At 46.2% G+C, this 20,374-nt stretch carries 14 protein-coding genes; 6 read left to right on the plus strand and 8 right to left on the minus strand.

Going from position 1 to position 20,374, the window contains the following annotated elements:
• Positions 1–228: 228 nt before the first annotated feature.
• Both D3H65_RS26240 and D3H65_RS26245 read right to left on the minus strand, forming a co-directional pair.
• Positions 229–2,289, minus strand: a complete 2,061-nt coding sequence (locus D3H65_RS26240) for an OPT family oligopeptide transporter (RefSeq protein ID WP_119053143.1) — start codon at positions 2,287–2,289, stop codon at positions 229–231.
• Between the two features lie 80 nt (positions 2,290–2,369).
• Positions 2,370–4,097 (minus strand): peptide MFS transporter, encoded by a 1,728-nt coding sequence (locus D3H65_RS26245; protein ID WP_162915822.1) that lies wholly within the window; start codon positions 4,095–4,097, stop codon positions 2,370–2,372.
• Between the two features lie 195 nt (positions 4,098–4,292).
• Between D3H65_RS26245 and purD the strand changes: the two genes are divergently transcribed.
• Positions 4,293–5,573: a phosphoribosylamine--glycine ligase gene (gene purD / locus D3H65_RS26250; RefSeq protein ID WP_119053145.1), complete on the plus strand. Its 1,281-nt coding sequence runs from the start codon at positions 4,293–4,295 to the stop codon at positions 5,571–5,573.
• An 11-nt stretch (positions 5,574–5,584) separates the two neighbouring features.
• Positions 5,585–6,586 (plus strand): tryptophan 2,3-dioxygenase, encoded by a 1,002-nt coding sequence (locus D3H65_RS26255; protein ID WP_119053146.1) that lies wholly within the window; start codon positions 5,585–5,587, stop codon positions 6,584–6,586.
• A 229-nt stretch (positions 6,587–6,815) separates the two neighbouring features.
• Here D3H65_RS26255 and D3H65_RS26260 read toward each other — a convergent pair whose 3' ends face one another.
• The 5 genes from D3H65_RS26260 to D3H65_RS26280 all read right to left on the minus strand — a co-directional run bounded on the left by D3H65_RS26260 (position 6,816) and on the right by D3H65_RS26280 (position 11,968).
• Positions 6,816–7,769, minus strand: a complete 954-nt coding sequence (locus D3H65_RS26260) for a transketolase family protein (RefSeq protein ID WP_211345555.1) — start codon at positions 7,767–7,769, stop codon at positions 6,816–6,818.
• Positions 7,770–7,888: 119 nt separating this feature from the next.
• The gene (gene galE / locus D3H65_RS26265) at positions 7,889–8,944 is read right to left on the minus strand and encodes a UDP-glucose 4-epimerase GalE (RefSeq protein WP_119053147.1); all 1,056 of its coding nucleotides are present in this window, start codon (positions 8,942–8,944) and stop codon (positions 7,889–7,891) included.
• Between the two features lie 308 nt (positions 8,945–9,252).
• Entirely contained in the window at positions 9,253–10,125 is an 873-nt protein-coding gene (rfbA, locus tag D3H65_RS26270; RefSeq protein ID WP_119053148.1) for a glucose-1-phosphate thymidylyltransferase RfbA, read from the minus strand.
• A 119-nt stretch (positions 10,126–10,244) separates the two neighbouring features.
• Positions 10,245–11,261 (minus strand): inorganic phosphate transporter, encoded by a 1,017-nt coding sequence (locus tag D3H65_RS26275; protein WP_119053149.1) that lies wholly within the window; start codon positions 11,259–11,261, stop codon positions 10,245–10,247.
• 77 nt (positions 11,262–11,338) lie between these two features.
• Positions 11,339–11,968: a DUF47 domain-containing protein gene (locus D3H65_RS26280; protein ID WP_119053150.1), complete on the minus strand. Its 630-nt coding sequence runs from the start codon at positions 11,966–11,968 to the stop codon at positions 11,339–11,341.
• 235 nt (positions 11,969–12,203) lie between these two features.
• Here D3H65_RS26280 and D3H65_RS26285 point away from each other — a divergent pair, with 235 nt between their 5' ends.
• The 3 genes from D3H65_RS26285 (at position 12,204) to D3H65_RS26295 (ending at position 17,910) form a co-directional block, all read left to right on the plus strand.
• Complete coding sequence (locus D3H65_RS26285) at positions 12,204–13,424, plus strand: porin (RefSeq protein WP_245999594.1); 1,221 nt, start codon at positions 12,204–12,206, stop codon at positions 13,422–13,424.
• Positions 13,425–13,644: 220 nt separating this feature from the next.
• Positions 13,645–16,440 carry a TonB-dependent receptor gene (locus D3H65_RS26290; protein ID WP_119053152.1) on the plus strand — a complete coding sequence of 932 codons (2,796 nt, stop codon included), beginning with the start codon at positions 13,645–13,647 and terminating at the stop codon, positions 16,438–16,440.
• 27 nt (positions 16,441–16,467) lie between these two features.
• Positions 16,468–17,910, plus strand: coding sequence for a hypothetical protein (locus tag D3H65_RS26295; RefSeq protein WP_119053153.1), 1,443 nt, complete (start codon positions 16,468–16,470; stop codon positions 17,908–17,910).
• Positions 17,911–17,987: 77 nt separating this feature from the next.
• Here D3H65_RS26295 and D3H65_RS26300 read toward each other — a convergent pair whose 3' ends face one another.
• Positions 17,988–19,214, minus strand: a complete 1,227-nt coding sequence (locus D3H65_RS26300; protein ID WP_211345556.1) for a hypothetical protein — start codon at positions 19,212–19,214, stop codon at positions 17,988–17,990.
• Between the two features lie 892 nt (positions 19,215–20,106).
• On the opposite strand from D3H65_RS26300, the gene D3H65_RS26305 reads away from it, so the two are divergent.
• Entirely contained in the window at positions 20,107–20,310 is a 204-nt protein-coding gene (locus tag D3H65_RS26305) for a hypothetical protein (RefSeq protein WP_119053154.1), read from the plus strand.
• Positions 20,311–20,374: the final 64 nt, after the last annotated feature.

The following is a 20,374-nucleotide window of genomic DNA, read 5'->3' on the forward strand; positions in this document are numbered from 1 at the left end:
CGAGCTGCGAGCGCGTTTGCTTCGAAGGAGTAGCGGCAGTCGGCAATCGACAGTCGGCAATCTTCCCGCGGAGCGGGACAAGTTATACTTCGATAGCGGATTCCTCCCTTGGGTCGGAATGACAAAAGGAAAAGTGATAAGAAAGTAATAAGAACTATTAAAAAAAGCCACGGACTTTTGAAAGTTCCGTGGCTTTTTTGTGAGAGGATTATACCTAAGATATTATGCTTAGTGTTTTATGGTGGTCTCTTCGGGGTTCTTTTGCATACCCACCCTGTATAGAATAAAGGCCATGAGGGCAAAGAATACTACACCCAGGAGGAAATAACTATTTACTCCCAGGCTTTCCGTCAATCCATGCTCCATATTGATCTTTGCCAGTCCTCCACTGATCTTGTCGCTGGAGGAGAGGAAGGCTACAATAACACCCGCCAATGCACCACCTGCCACCAGGCCGGTAGCAAAGAGGTTGCCTTTGCGGAGGTCTTCTTCTTCAGCTGCAACGGCTTCTCCACGTTTCTTGTGTTTATAATCAACAATACCGCGGATGGCACCACCAATAAAGATGGGCAGGGTAGTAGCCAGGGGCAGGTAAATACCAATGGCAAATGACAGGGCTTTGATGCCGCACAATTCCATCATGATGGCGATGGCAACACCCACGAGTACAAACTGCCAGTCGAGGTTGAAGGATAAGATGCCCTTGATCAGGGTAGCCATGAGGGTACCCTGCGGGGCGGGGTATTTATCTGTACCAATGGCATGGGTAATACCCTGTTGTACCATTTCCTGTGTAGGGGTATCGAGGATCTTTACGGTAAGACCAATGGCCACAGAAGATACAATAGCACCGATAAACAAAGCGATCTGTTGGAACCTGGGCGTAGCGCCTACGAGGTAACCGGTCTTCAGATCCTGTGAGGTTGCACCTGCATTGGCGGCGGCAATACAAATAAGACCACCTACCACGAGGGCCATGGGCTCATATACTTTACCCGTCCAGCCCACTGCAATGAACACCAGGCAGGTACCCATGAGTGTGGCAATGGTCATGCCGCTGATGGGATTATTGGATGAACCGATCAACCCTACAATGCGGGAAGAAACGGTGACAAAGAATGCACCGAAGATCACCACGAGGATACCGATCAATAATTTGCTGCCAAAACCTGTACCCGGTAATTGAGGTAAAATGGAGATTAGGACAATCATGAGCAAGCTGCCGATACCTACTACTTTCATGGATAGGTCGCGGTCGGTACGCTTTACGGCTTCTGTTGATGCGCCGCCTTTCAGGGAGCCAAGGCTTCCTTTGAAAGAAGATATGATGGTAGGGATGGTTTTGATAAGGGTAATGAAACCACCGGCGGCTACAGCGCCTGCACCTACCTGGCGTACATAGGCACGGTATAGGGCAGTAGGCAGGTCATTGAACAAGTGGGTGTCGGGGTTCCAGCCTCCGGGTCCGCCGACTTGTGTGAGGGAGCTAAGGTAACCCAACTTGATCAATTGGTTGGCGACGACATCTCCTGGTACGATAGTGGCCAGGAAAGGGATGAATACATACCAGCAGAGTACGCTACCGGCTACCAGTACGCCACCGATCTTGGGTCCTACGATGTATCCCACGCCTAAATATTCGGGTGTGATCTCAGCACTGGTGCGGGCGGAGGGGAAAAATTTGTGGGTCTGTTTGGTTATATAAGTAGGGGTCTCTGCAATGAGGTGTAGTATTTTTTGGAGGAAGGCATAAGCAAACGCAACGCCTAATCCGTAGAAGGCAGTTTTGGCAAAGTCGCCTCCTTTTTCACCGGCTTTCAATACGGAAGCACAGGCAGTGCCTTCGGGATAAGGTAGGGTATCATGTTCCTTTACGATCAAAGGTTTCCGTAAAGGAATCATCATTAAGGTACCAAGGATACCACCAAGGATGGCGAGGATGAGGATGGTGAAGTAGTTGAAATAGTCGGCACTGTTCTTTTCACTCAGGAAAAGAAAGCCGGGCAATGTAAATACGACACCGGCTGCAATACTTTCACCGGCGCTACCAGTGGTTTGGATGATGTTGTTTTCGAGGATGGTGGTCTTCAGGAACAAGCGGCTGAGGGTGATGGCCATTACCGCGATGGGTATGGAGGCCGATACGGTGAGGCCTGCTTTCAATGCCAGGTACACGGTGGCTGCGCCAAAAATGATTCCAAAAGCTGAACCAACGAGCACTGATTTCAACGTGAACTCAGCCATATTGGTTTCGGGTGAAACAAAAGGCTGAAACTTCTTTTCCGCCATAGCAATCTGTTTAAATTAAATCATGTAGTTTTTGACAGTATAGAAAAAGAGCCCACGAAGATACGTGAGCTCTTGAAAAGCTATTTTACGGTGCCCATACGTTTCTCCATCCAATAGGAAAGCAGGAAGAGTAACAGAGCCGCCACGCTGCTCATGACAACAAACAGCATGAAGAAGTCGTACAGGTTATTAATGGTATAACCTGCAAAGCTGGTAGGTCCTTTACTGGGGAGTAAGGCGCCTAATTTGCCACCAAATTTGTTGGCCACTGCATTGGACAGGAACCATACGCCCATGAGCACGGAAGTAAAACGGGCAGGGGCCAGTTTGTTTACCAGGGACAGGCCAATGGGTGACAAACACAATTCACCAATGGTGTGCAGAAAGTACAATCCCAGCAGCCAAAGCATGCTTACTGATCCGGCTACATCTTTTACACCATAGGCAATGAGTAAATAGCCCAAGGCAAGGCTCAATAAACCGAGGGCCTGCTTTTTGGGTGAGGAGGGTTCGATATTCTTTTTGCCCAGCCACTGCCATAGTTGGGACAGGAAAGGAGCAGCTAAGATGAGCCACATTGAATTGACGCTGTTGAACCAGCTGGCTGGAATTTCTTTGAGGTTATAGGGAGTGCCCTGGATATAATAATAGATTGCCAGCAGGATGGCGGCAATCGCCAGCCCTCCGAACACTCTTTTCAGTTCTGTTGGTATCAACATGATCCGTTGGAGGAAGTAGTAGAGTACAGCAGATATGGCTACCAGGAACAATATGACTGTGCCCAGTTGGGTGTTTACCACATAAGCGCGGTTCACATTGCGCTCGGCAAATAAGGTTAAGGAGGAACCTGCCTGTTCAAAGGCTGCCCAGAAGAAGATGACAAAGAAAGCGGAGATGAAGATCACCAATATTCTTCCTCTTTCGGCAGGGGTTAATGAACGGTCGAAAATGATGAGGCCGGACACAGCTGCGGCAACACTGAAGATAAAGGCGCTGATCCAGTCTTGTCCGCCCAGGAACATAAATGCCAGGAATAAGGCTACTGCTATACCGGCCCATATGGCTACCTGTGCCAGGGATGATTGTGTGCTCTCGGGCTTGCGGGTATCCTCACCTTCCCTGACCATGAGTTTATTGGGGGTAATACCCAGTCCTTTTCCTGCAGGGTCAACAATGTATTTATTCTTTAACCAGATAAATGCGAGGGTTCCCACTAACATGGCGAGACCAGCGGACATAAAGCCCCATTTGAAGACGCCCAAAATAGCTTTGCCACTTTCATCATACTGGTTGCCCAGGCCTCCACAGATCAGTGGGCCGATAAAAGCACCCAGGTTGATGCCCATGTAAAAGATGGTATAGGCGGAATCGAGCCGGCGGTCGCCCTGTGGATATAGTTGTCCTACGAGTGTGGAAATATTCGGCTTGAAGAATCCCATTCCAATGATCAATACGCCGAGGCCGCCCCACATGATGGCATGGGCCAGATCGGGATTGGCGTAATTGGATGCACTTATGAACATGAGGAACTGGCCTGCGGCCATGAGGAAACCGCCTATGATGATACAGCGGCGGTTGCCCCAAAAACGATCTGCAATATAGCCACCGAGTATAGGAGTGAGCCATATAAGGCCGGTGTAGCTGCCATATACGCCATCCTGGGCATATTTATCATTCATTTGCAGGGCATTGACCACATACAATACCAAGAGGGCCCGCATGCCGTAGTAACTGAAACGTTCCCACATTTCAGTGAAGAATAATACGAAGAGTCCTTGAGGATGTTTGCCGCTTACAGGCTGCGCCATATATGTTGGGGGTTGATTTAGCAATTCATAGTAGGGATAAGATTGAGCGGGGGCGGGCATCCGTAAGGGGTGACCTGACCCTTAGCGGCGTAAAATAGCGATAAATTCTATACTGCCGCCGCAAACAGCAATTAAAATTCGCCAATACGGGCGAATCCCCGAAATTCGCAGCGGTTAAAATGTACCATGAACACTATGAATATTCTACTCCTTGGCTCTGGAGGCCGTGAGCATGCACTGGCCTGGAAACTTGCACAAAGTCCAAAGTGTCAGCAGTTATACATTGCTCCGGGCAATGCGGGCACTGGATTGTGCGGCACCAATATTAACATGTCTGTTACGGATTTTGACGCGATCAAGAAGTTTGTATTAGACAAGGAGATCGGTATGGTGCTGGTCGGTCCTGAGGAGCCGTTAGTAAAGGGTATCGTGGACTTGTTCAGGAAAGACAAAGCCTTGCAACAGGTGGCCATTATTGGCCCCTCTCAATATGGGGCACAACTGGAAGGGAGTAAGGCTTTTGCGAAGAAGTTCATGATGCGTCATAATATACCAACTGCGCGGTATCGTGAGTTTGATGCTACGAATTATGCAGAAGGAATCCCTTATTTACAGCGGCATAGTTTGCCTATTGTGCTGAAGGCAGATGGACTGGCGGCAGGAAAAGGGGTATTGATCTGCCAGTCGCATGTAGAAGCAATGGCAGAGTTTGAGCTGATGTTGCAACAAAGCAAGTTTGGTGATGCTGGTAAAAAGGTTGTTGTGGAAGAGTTCCTGGATGGGATCGAGCTGAGCATGTTTGTAGTGACGGATGGCAAGAACTATGTATTGCTGCCGGAAGCTAAAGATTATAAGCGTATTGGTGTGGGCGATACGGGCCTCAATACAGGTGGCATGGGCGCAGTAAGCCCGGTGCCTTTTGCGGATGATGCGTTCATGAAGAAGGTAGTGGAAAAGGTTGTGGAACCCACTATAAAAGGTATTGAAGAGGAAAAGATCGATTATAAAGGATTTGTATTTGTAGGGCTGATCAAAGTAGGGGATGAGCCGATGGTGATTGAATACAATTGCCGCATGGGTGATCCGGAAACGGAAGTGGTGATGCCACGCCTGAAGACGGACCTGGTAGACCTGTTGGTGGCAACGGCCAATGAAACGCTGAACACTATTAAAATAGAAACAGACAACCGGGTTGCCTGCACGGTAATGGCGGTAAGTGGGGGATATCCGGGTAATTATGAAAAGGGATATGCGATCAGTGGACTGGACGAGGCTTTGCCGGCGGATAGTCTTGTTTTTCATGCGGGCACTACGCTACAGGATAAGGAAGTGGTCACCAACGGGGGACGGGTATTGTGTGTTACTTCTTATGGTGATACGATCAGTGATGCGGTCAATAAATCGAAGGAGGTATTAGAGCAGATCAGTTTTGAAGATATGTATTACAGGAAGGATATTGGATATGAGTTTGCCTAAAATAATTTCTCATGGGTCAACAGGATGTGCATTATAGCGATTACCTGCAGTTGGATAAAATACTTAATGCGCAGTTGCCGGAAAGTGATAAACTACAGCAACCGGCGCATGATGAAATGTTGTTCATCATTATTCACCAGGCCTATGAGCTTTGGTTCAAACAACTGTTGTATGAAGTGGATTCGGTGAGTGGTATCATGAAGAAACCTTCGGTGAATGATAACTCACCGGAGCTGCAAACGGTGGTACATCGCTTATCGCGCATGGTATCGATCCTCAAAGTACTGGTAAGCCAGATCGATATTATGGAAACGATGACACCCATGGACTTCCTCGACTTCCGTGATATGCTGCGGCCTGCCTCGGGTTTTCAAAGCTGGCAGTTCAAGATCCTGGAAGCTAAGCTGGGGTTGAAATACCAGCATCGCTTTGGACAGCAATATTATGTTTCGCAGTTGCGGCAGGAGCAGGTAGACCTTATTAAACAGGTTGAGTCGGAAAGGTCTTTAATAGAATTGTTGAACGATTGGCTGGAAAGGATGCCCTTTGTAGATGAAGTGAAAGATTTCTGGCAAAACTATCGCCATACATATGTAACGAGTCTGGCCTCTGCCGAGCAGGAAAACCAGGCTTTTTTTGATGGGGTATTTGATGATGCTTCTGCCAATGAAGAAAGAAGGTTGAGCCCCAAAGCATGCCGGTCGGCTTTGTTCATTATGCTGTACCGTGGCTATCCCATTTTGCAACTTCCCTTTCAATTATTGAATAATCTGCTCGAGATCGATGAACAGCTGAGTACCTGGCGCTATCGCCACATGAATATGGTACACCGTATCATCGGCACCCGTATTGGTACGGGGGGCAGCACGGGCCGTGATTACCTCAAAGGGGCCTTGGATAAACACTACATCTTCGCGGAAATAGCCCGTCTTACCAGCTTCCTTGTAGAGCGTAGAAAGCTGCCTGCGCTGAACGCGGAGTTGGAAGGAAAGCTGGGCTTTGTGCACGGGTAGCTACCTGGATCTTATACCTGTATGCCAGCTCCGGGGCGGGTAACCAATTGGTAATCTATGGGTAATACACGGCTGATCCTCTCTGTATGTTCTCTGTAGCTATTCCCATATTCAGGTAATTCGTAATGTATTGCTGGGTGGAAATGGCTATTAAAGGGGTGGCAGGGGGCACAAAAAAACGGGTCCCGGTTTTAGCCGGAACCCGCTGTATCATTTAAACCCAGAGGGGTTATTTACGCTTCATTACTTTTTCGGCTGCTTCCACGATATGTGGGGTAGACAAGCCATATTTCTCCAGCAATTGGGTGGGTGTACCACTTTCGCCAAAGGTATCATTGGTTCCTACATACTCAATAGGGATGGGCAGGTTGCGGGCAGCTACCTGTGCCACAGAATCGCCCAGGCCACCCAGGATGTTGTGCTCCTCTACGGTAACGGCACATTTGGTTTTGCTGATGGACTTGATGATGGCTTCGGTATCGAGGGGCTTAATGGTGTGGATGTTGATGACTTCCACGCTGATGCCTTTTTCCTGGAGGATGACGCCGGCTTCGATGGCTTTCCATACCATGTGGCCGCAGGCGAAGATAGACACATCGGTACCTTCGGAGAATACCTGTGCCTTACCGATCACAAAGTCTTCTACTTTGGTAAAGATGGGCCATACGGGGCGACCAAAACGGAGGTAAACAGGGCCCTGGTAATCAGCAATAGCCAGTGTGGCTGCTTTGGTTTGGTTGTAGTCGCAAGGCACGATCACAGTCATGCCGGGCAACATTTTCATCATACCGATATCTTCCAATATCTGGTGAGTAGCGCCATCTTCACCGAGGGTAAGACCGGCATGGGAGGCGCATATTTTTACATTTTTACCGGAGTAGGCTACAGACTGACGGATCTGGTCGTACACACGGCCGGTAGAGAAGTTGGCAAAAGTAGTGGTGAAAGGAATTTTGCCGCCAATAGTCAAGCCGGCTGCGATACCGATCATATTGGCTTCGGCAATGCCGCACTGGATGAAGCGCTCGGGGAATTCTTTAATAAACTGGTTCAGTTTTAAAGAACCTGCGAGATCGGCTGTTAATGCTACGATATTTGAATTTTTGCGGGCCGCTTCTGCGATGCCATCGCCAAATCCACTTCTGGTATCTTTTTGCCCGGTGGGCTGTATCTCTTTCAGCATGGTCAAAATTTGGTGGTGCAAATATAAGTCCGAAAAGTCGGAAAGTCCGGAAGTCGGTAAATACATTATTGTGCAAAGTGTCTCATACTTTCGGACTTACTGACTTGCGGTCTTTCGGTCTAATTCAGGTCGGCAGGTTTGCTCTGGTAGAATTTTTCGTCTGTTTTGAGACGCTGCTCCCATTTCCAGGCGGTGAGCAACATATCTTCCAGGGAATATTTTAGCTTCCAGCCCAGGGTTTTTACAGCAAAGTCATTATTGGCATAAATGGCGATCACATCACCGGGACGGCGGGGGCCGATCACATAGTTGAGGTGTACCCCGCTTACTTTTTCGAAGGTCTTGATGGCTTCGAGTACGGTGAAGCCATTGCCACTACCGAGGTTGAATACTTCACAGCGCTTGGTGCTTTTGCCCTGTTCCAGGAATTGTATGGCCAGGGTGTGGGCATGTGCAATATCGCTTACATGGATGAAGTCGCGTACGCAGGAGCCATCGCGGGTATCGTAATCATCGCCATATACCTGCATCAGGGGCAATTTGCCGATGGCTGTTTGGGTAATGGCTGGTACCAGGTTGGCGGGTTTGCCGATGGGCAGTTCACCGATCATGATAGAGGGGTGAGCGCCTACGGGGTTAAAATAGCGCAACAACACGCACTGGGCGGCATTGGCTTTGGAAAACTCATTGATGATCTGCTCACCCATTTGCTTGGTATAGCCGTAGGGCGATTCAGCTGGTTTGGGTGGGGTAGTTTCGGTAACGGGGATCTTATCGGGATTGCCGTATACGGTACAGGAAGAAGAGAATACAAAATGGGGTATATTGAATTCCTGCACGCATTTGAGCAGGTTGATCAGTGATACCAGGTTGTTCTCAAAGTACATGAGGGGCTGCTCCACGGATTCGCCTACGGCTTTGAAGGCGGCAAAATGGATGATGCCGGTAATGTCTTCGTTTTCCTGGAAAATGGCAAAGGTGTCATCAAAATTACAAAGGTCTACTTTATAGTTTTTGATCTTTTTGCCGGTAATCTTTTCAATGCCTTCAAAAATACGGGAGGTGGAACGGGAGTTGTTATCTACTGAAATAACCTCATAGCCGTTTTCTACCAGGTCTACAATGGTATGCGAACCGATATAGCCACATCCGCCTGTAACAAGAATTTTGCTCATCTTATGGTGAATGGTGAGTGGTCAATGTTCAATGCTGCCGCAGTAAGCAGGAACCGCGTCATCTGACAGAGCCTTGAAATATCAAAGACCAGGGTTGAAAATTGTTTTTCTAAAATAGTTACAATAAACTCCTGTAAGGGGTACGGTATTGTTCAGGAAGTGAATCTCGAACGCAAATTAGGACATATCATGCAATACGGCAAATAGCAGCAGCCGGCAATCGGCAATCGAGAATCGGCAGTCGAGAATCGGCAATCGTTTGCTTCGACAGGTTCCCAGATGTCTTCGACAGGCTTTGACTGATACCCTTATTCACTTTTCTCTTTCAATATATTCATCAGGTATTGACCGTAGCCGCTTTTGAGCAAGGGTTGTGCCATTGCTTCGAGTTGTTCCCGGGAGATAAATCCTTTCCGGAAAGCTATTTCTTCGATGCAGGCTATTTTAATGCCCTGCCGTTGTTCTATGACCTGTACAAATTGAGATGCCTGCATGAGGGAATCAAAAGTTCCTGTATCGAGCCAGGCAGTGCCGCGGTCGAGGATGGATACTTTCAATTTTTTTCTGCGCAGGTATTCTTTGTTGACATCGGTGATCTCGTATTCGCCCCTGGGACTTGGCTGGAGCTCCCGGGCAATCTTCACTACCTCATTGTCGTAGAAGTATAAACCGGGTACGGCATAGTTGCTTTTGGGAGTAAGGGGTTTCTCTTCGATAGAGATCACCTGCTTTGTCTTATCAAATTCTACCACACCATAGCGTTCCGGGTCGCTTACATGATAAGCGTAGACTATACCTCCATTGGGGGTGGTATTTTTTTCGAGTTGTTCGCCAAGGCCGGCGCCGTAGAATATATTATCACCCAGAACGAGGGCCACATCGTCTTGTCCGATGAAATCGGCTCCAATGACAAAGGCCTGGGCCAGTCCATTGGGTACTGCCTGTTCGGCATAGGAGAATTTTAAGCCGAGTTTGGAACCATCGCCGAGCAACCTGCTGAACTGTGGCAGATCGTAGGGGGTGGAAATAATGAGGATTTCCCGGATACCCGCCAGCATGAGGGTAGATAGGGGATAATAGATCATGGGCTTATCGTAGATAGGCATGATCTGCTTGCTGATGGCGTAGGTGATGGGGTGCAAACGCGTTCCGGAGCCTCCTGCCAATATAATTCCTTTCATTAGACGTGTTTATTAATGCGCAAAAGTCATTGATTCTTTGCCAAAATAGCAAAAAAATTCAATGGTACTGCACTTAAACGACCCGATGAGGGGTTTGGTACGAAGGCATGCAGAAAAGCCTACACAAATAATTTTACGATGTAGTACACGATGGCTGCCAGGAGGGCGCTCACGGGAATGGTGAGTATCCAGGCCCACAGGAGGTTGATGGTAACACCCCAGCGAACGGCTGATAAACGTTTGGTAGCGCCTACACCCATAATGGCGCCGGCAATGGTGTGGGTGGTACTTACTGGTATACCGAGGTGTTCTGTTAAGAAGAGGGTAGCAGCACCGGCGGTTTCAGCAGCCACGCCTTCCAGGGGGGTTACCTTAGTGATGCGGGAGCCCATGGTCTTTACGATCTTCCAGCCACCGCTCATGGTACCCAGGCCAATGGCGGTAAAACAGGCCAGTGGCACCCAATCGGGTACATTTTTTACGCTGTCGAGGCTGCCGTTGGCCACCATGGCAGCAGCAATCAGGCCCAATACTTTTTGGGCGTCATTGCTACCATGCCCTAAGCTGAACAGAGCAGAAGATACAAGCTGCAGGCGGCGGAACCAGCTCTCGGCCTTATATGGATTGGCCCTGCGGCAGAGATTGACAATAATAAGGGTGATGATAAGGGCAACGATCATACCGATAAGGGGGGCGCCAAATATGAACAGGAAGATGGGCAACACCACTTTATAATTAATTACGGTAAAACCATCCTGAGAAAGTGCACCCACGTGGGCCAATGCCGCTCCCATAAAGCCACCCAGCAGGGTATGGGAGGAAGAAGAAGGTATACCAAACCACCAGGTGAGCAGGTTCCAGGCAATGGCGGCAACCAGGGCCGAAAAGATCACGGGCAGGGTGATGAAGTGTTCGTTAATGGATTTGGCAAAGGACATGCCTATCTTAAACTCTCCGATCCAGTATTTGGCGATGAAGAAAGCTGCAAAGTTGAATACGGCTGCCCAAATTACGGCCTGGAAGGGGGTAAGTACTTTGGTAGAAACAATAGTGGCAATGGAATTGGCGGCATCATGAAATCCATTGATATAATCAAATACCAGGGCCAGTATGATGATAACAACCAGGAAAGTCATATTGAATTAATTTGAAAACCTGAATTAGGTGCTGGTTTGAAAATGGCCTTTATGCAAAGCCGGTGTTTTCAAATTAGTTAGGCGTATTTGATAATAATGGACTCGATCACATTGCCTGCATCTTCACATTTGTCGGTCACGATCTCCATTACCTGGTAAATTTCCCGTTTCTTGATCACTTCTTTGGCATCGGGCTCGGTTTCAAACAGGCGGTCAATGCTCATGTCGAAGATGTCATCTGCTTGATTTTCAATACTGTTTACCTTCACCAGGGCATCTGTAATGGCCCGCATGTTGCGCATGTTGCGCAGCTCAAATACAGCATTTTTGATCTGTTCTGAGGCTTGTTCGATCAGGTCGGCCATTTTCTGGATGCCCTGATCATTGGGATTTACCTTATAAAAGTTGATCTTTTTGGCAGAAGCGAAGATATAATCGCAAATATCATCGAGAGCGGTGGCCAGGTAATGAATGTCTTCCCGGTCGAAGGGGGTGATGAAGTTACGGCCCAACTCAGTAAATATCTTGTGGGTGTAATCATCGTTCACGTGCTCCATGTCCTCGATCTGGGCAATGATGGCCGCCCTTTTATCATAATCCGGTTCTGTTACTACGTCTTTCATTAAACTGCCCATCTGTGCCACTGTTACAGCAACCTGTTCGAACAGTGTATAGAAGATCTTGTCCTTTGGCATGAAAATCTTCATTATCGAGTTTAAACCCATATCCCATTATTATTTGGTGGCAAAAATAGAACTAATACCCTACTGTTAAAGTGGAGGTAAATTGGTAATAATTTCTTAACAATAGCTTTTTTGAACCAAATTATCTTTGCTTCAATGTTATGAATATATGAACTTATTGTTAAGTACTTGCCGGATTGGGGTTTTTATATCACTATTGTTTGCAGCACAAGTAGTTGAAGCACAATTTTTAACGGATATGATGGACACTACAACGGATGTTGGGAGGGGGCTGCTGTCCATCTATAAAAAGTTTGACCGGATCCAGATAAGCGGGTATTTACAACCGCAGTTCCAGGTGGCCAGCAAAAAGGGGGCGGAAAGTTTTAATGGAGGCAATTTTGCTCCGCAATCGAATAACCGTTTTAGTTTGCGCCGGGGGCGGTTGCGGTTTGACTATGTGCGGCTGAACGATCATGATCAGCCATCGGTTCACCTGGTGTTCCAGGTGGATGGTACGGAGCGGGGGCTTTTTGTGCGTGATTTCTGGGGCCGTTATTTTGAAAATAAATGGCAGTTGTTTTCTTTCACTGCTGGTTTGTTTGCCAGGCCCTTTGGTTATGAGGTGAACCTGGGCTCTCCGGATCGCGAATCTCCGGAACGCGGGCGTATGTCGCAGCTGTTGATGAGAACGGAACGTGACCTGGGAGTTATGGCGAGTTTTGAACCCAGGCGGAAAAATCACCCATTGCGCTATTTTAAATTGGATATCGGCGCCTTCAATGGTCAGGGATTATCGGGACCTGGTGAATACGACAGTTATAAGGACATCATTGGCCGGCTTTCGCTGAAGCCGTATCCTGTAACGGAAAGATTATCGGTATCTGCGGGTGTGTCGTTGCTGCAAGGCGGGTTTATCCAGAACACCAAATATGTATATACGACCAGTAATAACAATGGGAAGAAGGAGTTTGTGGTAGATTCTTCAGAAGACAACCTGTACAGTGAAGCACCGCGGGAATACCGGGGCGTAGATATGCAGTGGAAACTTAAACATGCCTGGGGGGCTACTGAGCTGCGTGGTGAATATTGGTGGGGCACGCAAACAGCCACGGCCAATGATACAGAAACGCCTGGCTTGCTCCTTACTACACCTTATTATATAAGGAAGTTTAACGGAGCCTTCTTTTATTTCTTGCAGAACATTGTGAATAAGAAACACCAGCTAGGTGTTAAGTATGATTGGTATGATCCGAATACGGAAGTAAAAGGAAAGGAAATCGGAGCGGCAGGTAATAATATTACCGCTGCCAATATACGGTATGATACCTGGAGCTTTGGCTACAACTATTATATAGATGAGCACCTTAAACTGATGTTGTGGTATGATATTGTAAAGAATGAATCTACTTCCTTGCCTGCCTATTTATCCAACAAAAGCACGAATGTTTTTACCTGCCGGTTACAATTCAGGTTTTAACGGGTAATGACCGGGACATAGTGGTAATGTTACCTGATTTAAGGGATTTAACGGCTTTTTCGACTTATTGGTAACAATTACAAAACATTAAGGTAACATTTACGTAATGCTGGCGTAACATTGATGCCGCAAAAAGCCGCAGTTAATAATTCCTTAACATTACAGTAATATGGCGGTAATATGCCGCTGATACTTTTGCCCGCACATTAAATAGACTGTTGTGAGCAAAAAGTACTTCTTGTTAGTGGCATTTATTTTTCTAGCTTTTGTTTCTTTTGCCCAAACCGGAAAAATAACCGGTAAAGTCCTGAACAGTAAAAATGAACCCCTGCAAGGTGTATCTATTAAGATCACCGGCGCACCCGGGGGCACTACTTCCGACGTTGAAGGTCGATTCACCCTTTCACTTCCTACTGGCCAAAAATATGAGTTAACATTTACTGCGGTAGGTTATGCCGCCAAAGTGTTAAGTGAGGTAGAGGCAACAGCCGGACAGGTAAATGAGGTGTCTATCGTATTGGAAAAAGGTGGTACTGAACTGAGTTCTGTAACTGTTACCAGCCGCCGTACACCTGCACGTCTTGAGACTGTTAACTCTGTTATTGCTTTTCAGAAAAATACAGGTACGGTTGCCTCTGTAGTGTCGGCGGAAACGATCAAACGTTCTCCGGACAGAAATACGGGTGATGTATTGAAAAGAACGCCAGGCGCCAGCTTACAGGATGGAAAATTCCTGGTGATCAGGGGACTGGCCGACAGGTATAACCAGGCTATGCTGAATGGTATCCTGCTCACGAGTACAGAGCCTGACCGTAAAACTTTCTCCTTCGACCTGATACCTGCTCCCATGATTGATAATATTATTATCAATAAAGCTTTCCTGCCTGAATATCCGGGAGAATGGGCGGGTGGTTTGATCCAGGTAAATACAAAAGACATTCCTTCGCAAAACTTCTTCAATGTACAGATCGGTACAGGGTTTAATACGCAAACTATTGGTAAGGATTTTTACAAAGTGAAGGGAAGTGGAACAGATTGGCTGGGTATTGACAATGGTTTCAGAGGACTGCCTACCGGTTATAAAACCAAGACAGACTTTGATAACATGAGCCGTTCTGAAAAAACGGAATTAGGAAAGTCTATGCCGAATATCTGGACGGCAGAGAAGGCTTCAGCGCCACTCAATGTTTCTTTCCAGGCAAATGGTGGTTTCAATACCAAACTTTTCAATAAGACAGTTGGTGGAACATTTGGCGTGATCTATAATAAGAGCAACCGCCTTATTAAAATGATGAACCGCCGCAACAGCTTTAGTGGTAATATTATCAGTTATAACTATGATTATGAAGATGATCGTTATGCACAGGATGTAACGCTGGGGGCATTGGGAAGTTTGAGCATGGTGATCAATCCTTTGAATAAGATATCTGTAAAGGCTATCGCGAATGTTAATACGGCCAATTACTTTACTGACAGGGGCGGGGTTGACCTGGACCGGAAGAATGAAGTAAAATCTTCTGAATTGACTTTCAAGCAAAATACTTTCGTTACTACACAGATCACGGGTGAGCATGGTATCCTGCCTGCTTTGAAATTGAAATGGTATGGATCATTCAATATCCTCGATGGCTATAGCCCGGATCAACGTCGTATCTCTTATGCGCGTAACCAGGGTTCTCAGGATGTATACCGCTTACAATTGGCTAATAGTCTTTCACAGGAAAGCGGCAGCCGCATTTTCCAAAACTTAAGTGACTATATCTATACAGCAGGTGGCGACCTTTCTTATAACTTCAACCTGTTTGGCCAAAAGCAAACAGTAAAAGGTGGTTATATGTTCCAGGTGAAAGACCGCCTGTATGATGCCAAATTGTTTGCTAATTATCTTCCGGTTGATAATGATGCGCTGCGTCAGTTACCTGCCGATCAGGTTTTTGCACCAGGCAACTTTGGTGATGGTTCTCCTACCAGCAACAAGATCGCTTTTGATGCGATCAAAGGAAACTCTTTCCGTTACCTGGCCAATACGATCCTGAATGCGGGTTTCATTCAATTTGACAACCAGTTCTCTGATGCATTCCGTTTTGTATGGGGTGTGCGGGTAGAGAATTATGATCAGTTGGTGGGTAGTGTTAAAGCATCTGACCCCCGTCATACACATACTGAAGTAAGGGACTTCCTGCCTGGTTTTAACGCTACTTATAAGCTGACCCCAAAAACGAATATCCGCTTGTCGGGTTCTCAGACAGTGATCAGGCCTGAGCTTCGTGAGCTTTCTTTCCTGAACCTGTATGATTTTGAACTGAATGCTTCTGTGCAGGGTAATCCTAATCTGAAAAGGACCAAAGCAACGAACGTAGACCTGCGTTATGAGTTATATCCCAAAGGTGGCGAGGTGTTTACATTAGGTGTGTTCTACAAATATTTTGATAAGCCCATTGAGCAGATCTACAGTGAAGGTAGTGGTGGCGCCAGCACGTTCAACTACCAGAACCCGGATCAGGCTACCTCTTATGGTGTAGAAGTAGAGATCCGTAAGAAGCTTGATTTTGTGCCTGCACTGAAGAATTTTACTTTCCAGGGTAATGCTGCTTATATATCCAGTAAGGTAAAATCTGATGCACAGAATATTAAGATCGACAGGCCGATGCAGGGACAATCGCCTTACCTGATCAACCTGGGTTTGATGTATGACCTGCCCAAACAAGGTCTGAATGCTACAGTACTGTTTAACCAGATCGGGGAGCGTATTTACCTGGTAGGTGATATCAGCGCCGGTGCCGGTTCTCCAGATATTTATGAAGCGCCCAGGCCGGTACTGGATTTCCAAATTGCCAAGAAGATCCTGAAGACAAAAGGTGAGATCCGCTTAAATATATCAGATATCCTGAACCGTACGCAATACTTCTACCAGAATGCGAATGGCAAAGACAGCTATCAGAAGAGTACGGATCCTTACCGCTTTACGCGCAAATTTGGTACAAACATCAATGCTACATTTAATTATTCCTTATAAAACTTTATAAAATACAAATACTAGATCATGAAAAAGAACATTTTATTTCTCTCCGCTATTACGGTGCTCCTTGCTTTAAGCTGCCGTAAGATAGAAATGGATGGTGATGGAGACGGAGGGGGTACGGGCGGTGGAAACGGGGAAACAGTCACCCTCGAAGGCCGTATTGATAAGGATATGACTTTGACCAAGGATAAAACATATATATTAAAGGGTAAAGTTTATATAGTAGGTGACCACACGCTGAAAATTGAAGCTGGTACAACGATCAAAGGTTCCTACTCAGGTTCGGATGTAGCGGTACTGGTTATCTCCCGTGGTTCGAAACTGGTAGCTAATGGTACTGTAGATGCTCCGATCGTATTTACATCTTCTTCACCTTCTCCTGCTTCAGGTGATTGGGGTGGTATCGTACTTTGCGGTAAGGCAAGTATCAATACTGCTTTTGCCGGTACAGGCGGTGGTCAGGGTATTTTGGAAGTAGAAGGTGGTGTAAACAATGCCAACGGCGATGGCCTGGCAGGTGGTGGCACCTCTCCTAATGATGATGACAGCTCAGGTGTACTGACTTATGTACGTATTGAATATGCAGGGTACGCTTTTCAGCCTGATAAAGAGGTGAACAGCCTTACGATGGCTGCTGTAGGTCGCAAAACGGTGATCGATCACGTGCAGGTAACTTATGCGAAAGATGACGCTTATGAGTGGTTTGGTGGTACGGTAAATTGCAAATACCTGATTGCTTACAAAACACAGGATGATGATTTCGATACAGACAATGGTTTCAGTGGTAGTGTACAATTTGGTTTGATCATTCGTGATTCATTGATTGCGGATCTTTCTAAATCAGAGGCTTTTGAAAGCGATAACAACAGTACGGGTACTACGGCCACTCCGCAGACTAAAGCTGTATTCAGCAACGTTTCTGCTTTTGGTCCGCTGGCTACTTTGAGCAATGTAGGCAATAGCAACTTCCTGGGTTCTGCTGCACAGATCAGGAGGAACTCTTCTATCTCTATCTTTAATACTGCTATTGTAGGCTGGCCTTCCGGTATCGAGATCAGCGATAAAGATGGTACTGCTACTTCCGGTAATATTACAGCTGGTACGCTGCAATTGAGTGGTGTGTATATCGCAGGCTGCCGCAAACCTATCAATTTTGTATCAGGTCCTAATACTGTAGCTGGTACAACAGAGGCAACAGTAACCACCTGGTTTACCAACAATACCAAGAATAAAGGTTCTATGACAATGGATGAGATCCGTTACACACGTCCATTTGATTATGCTAATCCTGATTTCATTCCTTTTGGAACTTCTCCGTTGGTTATTCCTTCGGCTTCCAACACTTATTTTGATGATCCTATCTTAACTGCGCGTTCTTTCATCAAGAAGGTAGATTTCATCGGAGCTATTGCGCCTTCTGGTGAATACGCTAACTGGCACAAGGGTTGGACAAGATATAATTAATCCTGGAATATAAATATAGCAGGCATAAAATGGCCGTTTCCTTTGGGGAGCGGCCATTTTACTTTATTGTGGGCTACTTAAGGCTTGAGCTGGTCGTTGTTGGCCAGTGGGGTATACTCATACACCACTTCATAAGGTGATTTGCGGAGACTGGCTAATAACCGGCCAATGGGCAGGTCTTCTTTTTGGGGTGTGGGCTCGCACACGGAGTATTTGTTACCATTATAAAGGATAGACTCTCCCCGGGGCTTATCAAATTGTACTGCGATCGTTACGTGTTTAGGGTAAGACAGTACGATCATGGGCAGGTTATAAATTTCCTTTACGAGGTAAAAGAATAAGGCAACCCTGTCTTCACAATCGCTTTGTTCATAAAATAAGGTCTGCTCGGGTGATAAGCGCTTTTCACTGCCAAAGTTTTTTGAATCTGTTTCAAACAGAAATGCATACCGTGTAAACCGCATGAGGTAGTCTACGCCATTTTTGGTACTCATCCGTTTCACATTCTTCCTGAGCAGGGGGATAAGAGACTGATAGGTTTCTTTACTGAGTGGGATATTGAGCTGGGATTCATAATCGACGGTAGGATAATTGGTAAAGAGGGTGATTACCTGTGGATTCAGTTTTACCTTAAAATGGTAATCGTTGTCATTATAGGTAAAATGCAGGTCTTTTTCCTCGTAATCCAGGGGGCTGAACTCGGGTAACCGGCGGATCTTATAGGAGAATCTATTTTCTGCTGCTGCTTCGGGAACGTTGATGGCGGTGAATTTTTCCTTGAGAAAATTGATGTCTTTGTAGTCGTGATAATTCAGGCACACATACTGTTTGCCGTTGTTGATGCGGGTAGGAATATTGTAAACGTCCTCATCACTACGTACATAAAACAATACACGGTCGGCCGACACGGCCAGGAAGGCATCGTAACCGGTTTGGGTGAGCAGAAACCATTTGTATAAGGTATACCGCAGGTAATCGTCGGCTTTGGGACTTATGTACTGGGCTGTTTTGCGTATGAGCTGATAAAACAGCCAATCATCGGGTTTGTATTTTTCTTTGTACGTCTTTAGTGCATTGACGATGGGACGATAATAATCATTGTTTATACTGGCATAAAATGCCTGAATAGACGGTTCGGTCAAAGGGGGCTGAAAAGACTGCAGTTTTGCTTTATCAAAAGCAAACTGAACAGGAGCGCCACAAAAGTCGAATTGAATAATGGAGGAAGGGTACTGCGTCTGCGAAAGAACAGGTGGAATGGTTGTAACCAGGAGTAGCCATAATATGATAACCCTCGTTTTCACGACAAGCCCTTGTATACCTAATTTACAAAAAAATATCAATTGTGCCTACTAAGCCTGTAATAGGTTGTTTATGAGGGTATTAATTATAGGTTACAAAAGGTAATACAGGAGAATTGTTAACCGTAGGGTAAACTTCCAGTAAAACGGGCATAACACCAGTTGGCTAACTTGCACCCGCCAGACAGCCATCATTAATGATCGATATAAGAAAACAGTTTTTAAAGCGTAGAATTTTCTCATGTGACTGCAGCCGTGCGATCTCCATCGTGACGGCTTTTTTATGATCCGGGTGGGAGGCCAACTTCATAACCTGTAGCGGATAGTAAAAGCGGGTAGTTGAATTGTAAGCTGTTGATGACTGTTAGCGGCAGTCAAATAGTGTTTAATTATAAATTGACCAAGGGAAGTGGGTAGTGTGTGGTAATGCTGTGTGTTCGTACTTTTACCAGCGTGTCTGTGGTATTGTGAAATTATCATGCGGAGCAGCCGTTCATGGGCTGAATGATGCCGGTGATACATATTGCTAACTCGCATATTTATCATGAGAATGAAATAGTTGGGCATATATGAATTTCATAATCATCCAGCTACGTACCTTTACTGTCTAATCTGATCAATACAACTTTTTATAAGTGAGAGGAATTCTCTCATGTGACTGACGCCGTTCGATTTCTATCGTGACGGCTCTTTTGTTTTATACCAACGGTTCCGGAGTGTCCTTGGATAGGCATCATTTTAGCTGTATAAAAAGTTGGTGTAAATTTTCCTCATTTTGCGGCATCGACCTATGTGTCATCTATGATGTACAAACGCAATTATAAGCGCCTCTAAATTATCTGGTACGGTCATTGATATTTATGTTCTAAAATATTTATTACCTAAATGTCAATCTATGAAAACATTACTTATTGCAGTGGCCGTGCTCTTTACGGCTACTACGACCATGAGCGCTTTGGGCACTGAGAACCGGGCCGTAACACTCTCTGAAGAAGGTTATTCTGGTAATTTTCAGGATACCACCAAGAAGAAGAAAGACAAAAAGAAAAAAGACACAACAGAAAAGAGGGATACAACGACCGCTCAGTACCATCATTAAAACGGGTGTCATGAGATCAAAAAGGAAAAGTCGTCCCAACAATACTGTGGGGACGACTTTTTAT

Origin of the sequence: Paraflavitalea soli (assembly GCF_003555545.1) — a bacterium.
GTDB classification, from domain to species: domain Bacteria; phylum Bacteroidota; class Bacteroidia; order Chitinophagales; family Chitinophagaceae; genus Paraflavitalea; species Paraflavitalea soli.

Coding starts and splice junctions, on each gene's coding strand:
- D3H65_RS26240 (WP_119053143.1), bottom strand. CDS start 2,289: ATGGCGGAAAAGAAGTTTCAGCCTTTTGTTTCACCCGAAACCAATATG.
- D3H65_RS26245 (WP_162915822.1), bottom strand. CDS start 4,097: ATGGCGCAGCCTGTAAGCGGCAAACATCCTCAAGGACTCTTCGTATTA.
- purD (WP_119053145.1), top strand. CDS start 4,293: ATGAATATTCTACTCCTTGGCTCTGGAGGCCGTGAGCATGCACTGGCC.
- D3H65_RS26255 (WP_119053146.1), top strand. CDS start 5,585: ATGGGTCAACAGGATGTGCATTATAGCGATTACCTGCAGTTGGATAAA.
- D3H65_RS26260 (WP_211345555.1), bottom strand. CDS start 7,769: ATGCTGAAAGAGATACAGCCCACCGGGCAAAAAGATACCAGAAGTGGA.
- galE (WP_119053147.1), bottom strand. CDS start 8,944: ATGAGCAAAATTCTTGTTACAGGCGGATGTGGCTATATCGGTTCGCAT.
- rfbA (WP_119053148.1), bottom strand. CDS start 10,125: ATGAAAGGAATTATATTGGCAGGAGGCTCCGGAACGCGTTTGCACCCC.
- D3H65_RS26275 (WP_119053149.1), bottom strand. CDS start 11,261: ATGACTTTCCTGGTTGTTATCATCATACTGGCCCTGGTATTTGATTAT.
- D3H65_RS26280 (WP_119053150.1), bottom strand. CDS start 11,968: ATGAAGATTTTCATGCCAAAGGACAAGATCTTCTATACACTGTTCGAA.
- D3H65_RS26285 (WP_245999594.1), top strand. CDS start 12,204: ATGATGGACACTACAACGGATGTTGGGAGGGGGCTGCTGTCCATCTAT.
- D3H65_RS26295 (WP_119053153.1), top strand. CDS start 16,468: ATGAAAAAGAACATTTTATTTCTCTCCGCTATTACGGTGCTCCTTGCT.
- D3H65_RS26305 (WP_119053154.1), top strand. CDS start 20,107: ATGAAAACATTACTTATTGCAGTGGCCGTGCTCTTTACGGCTACTACG.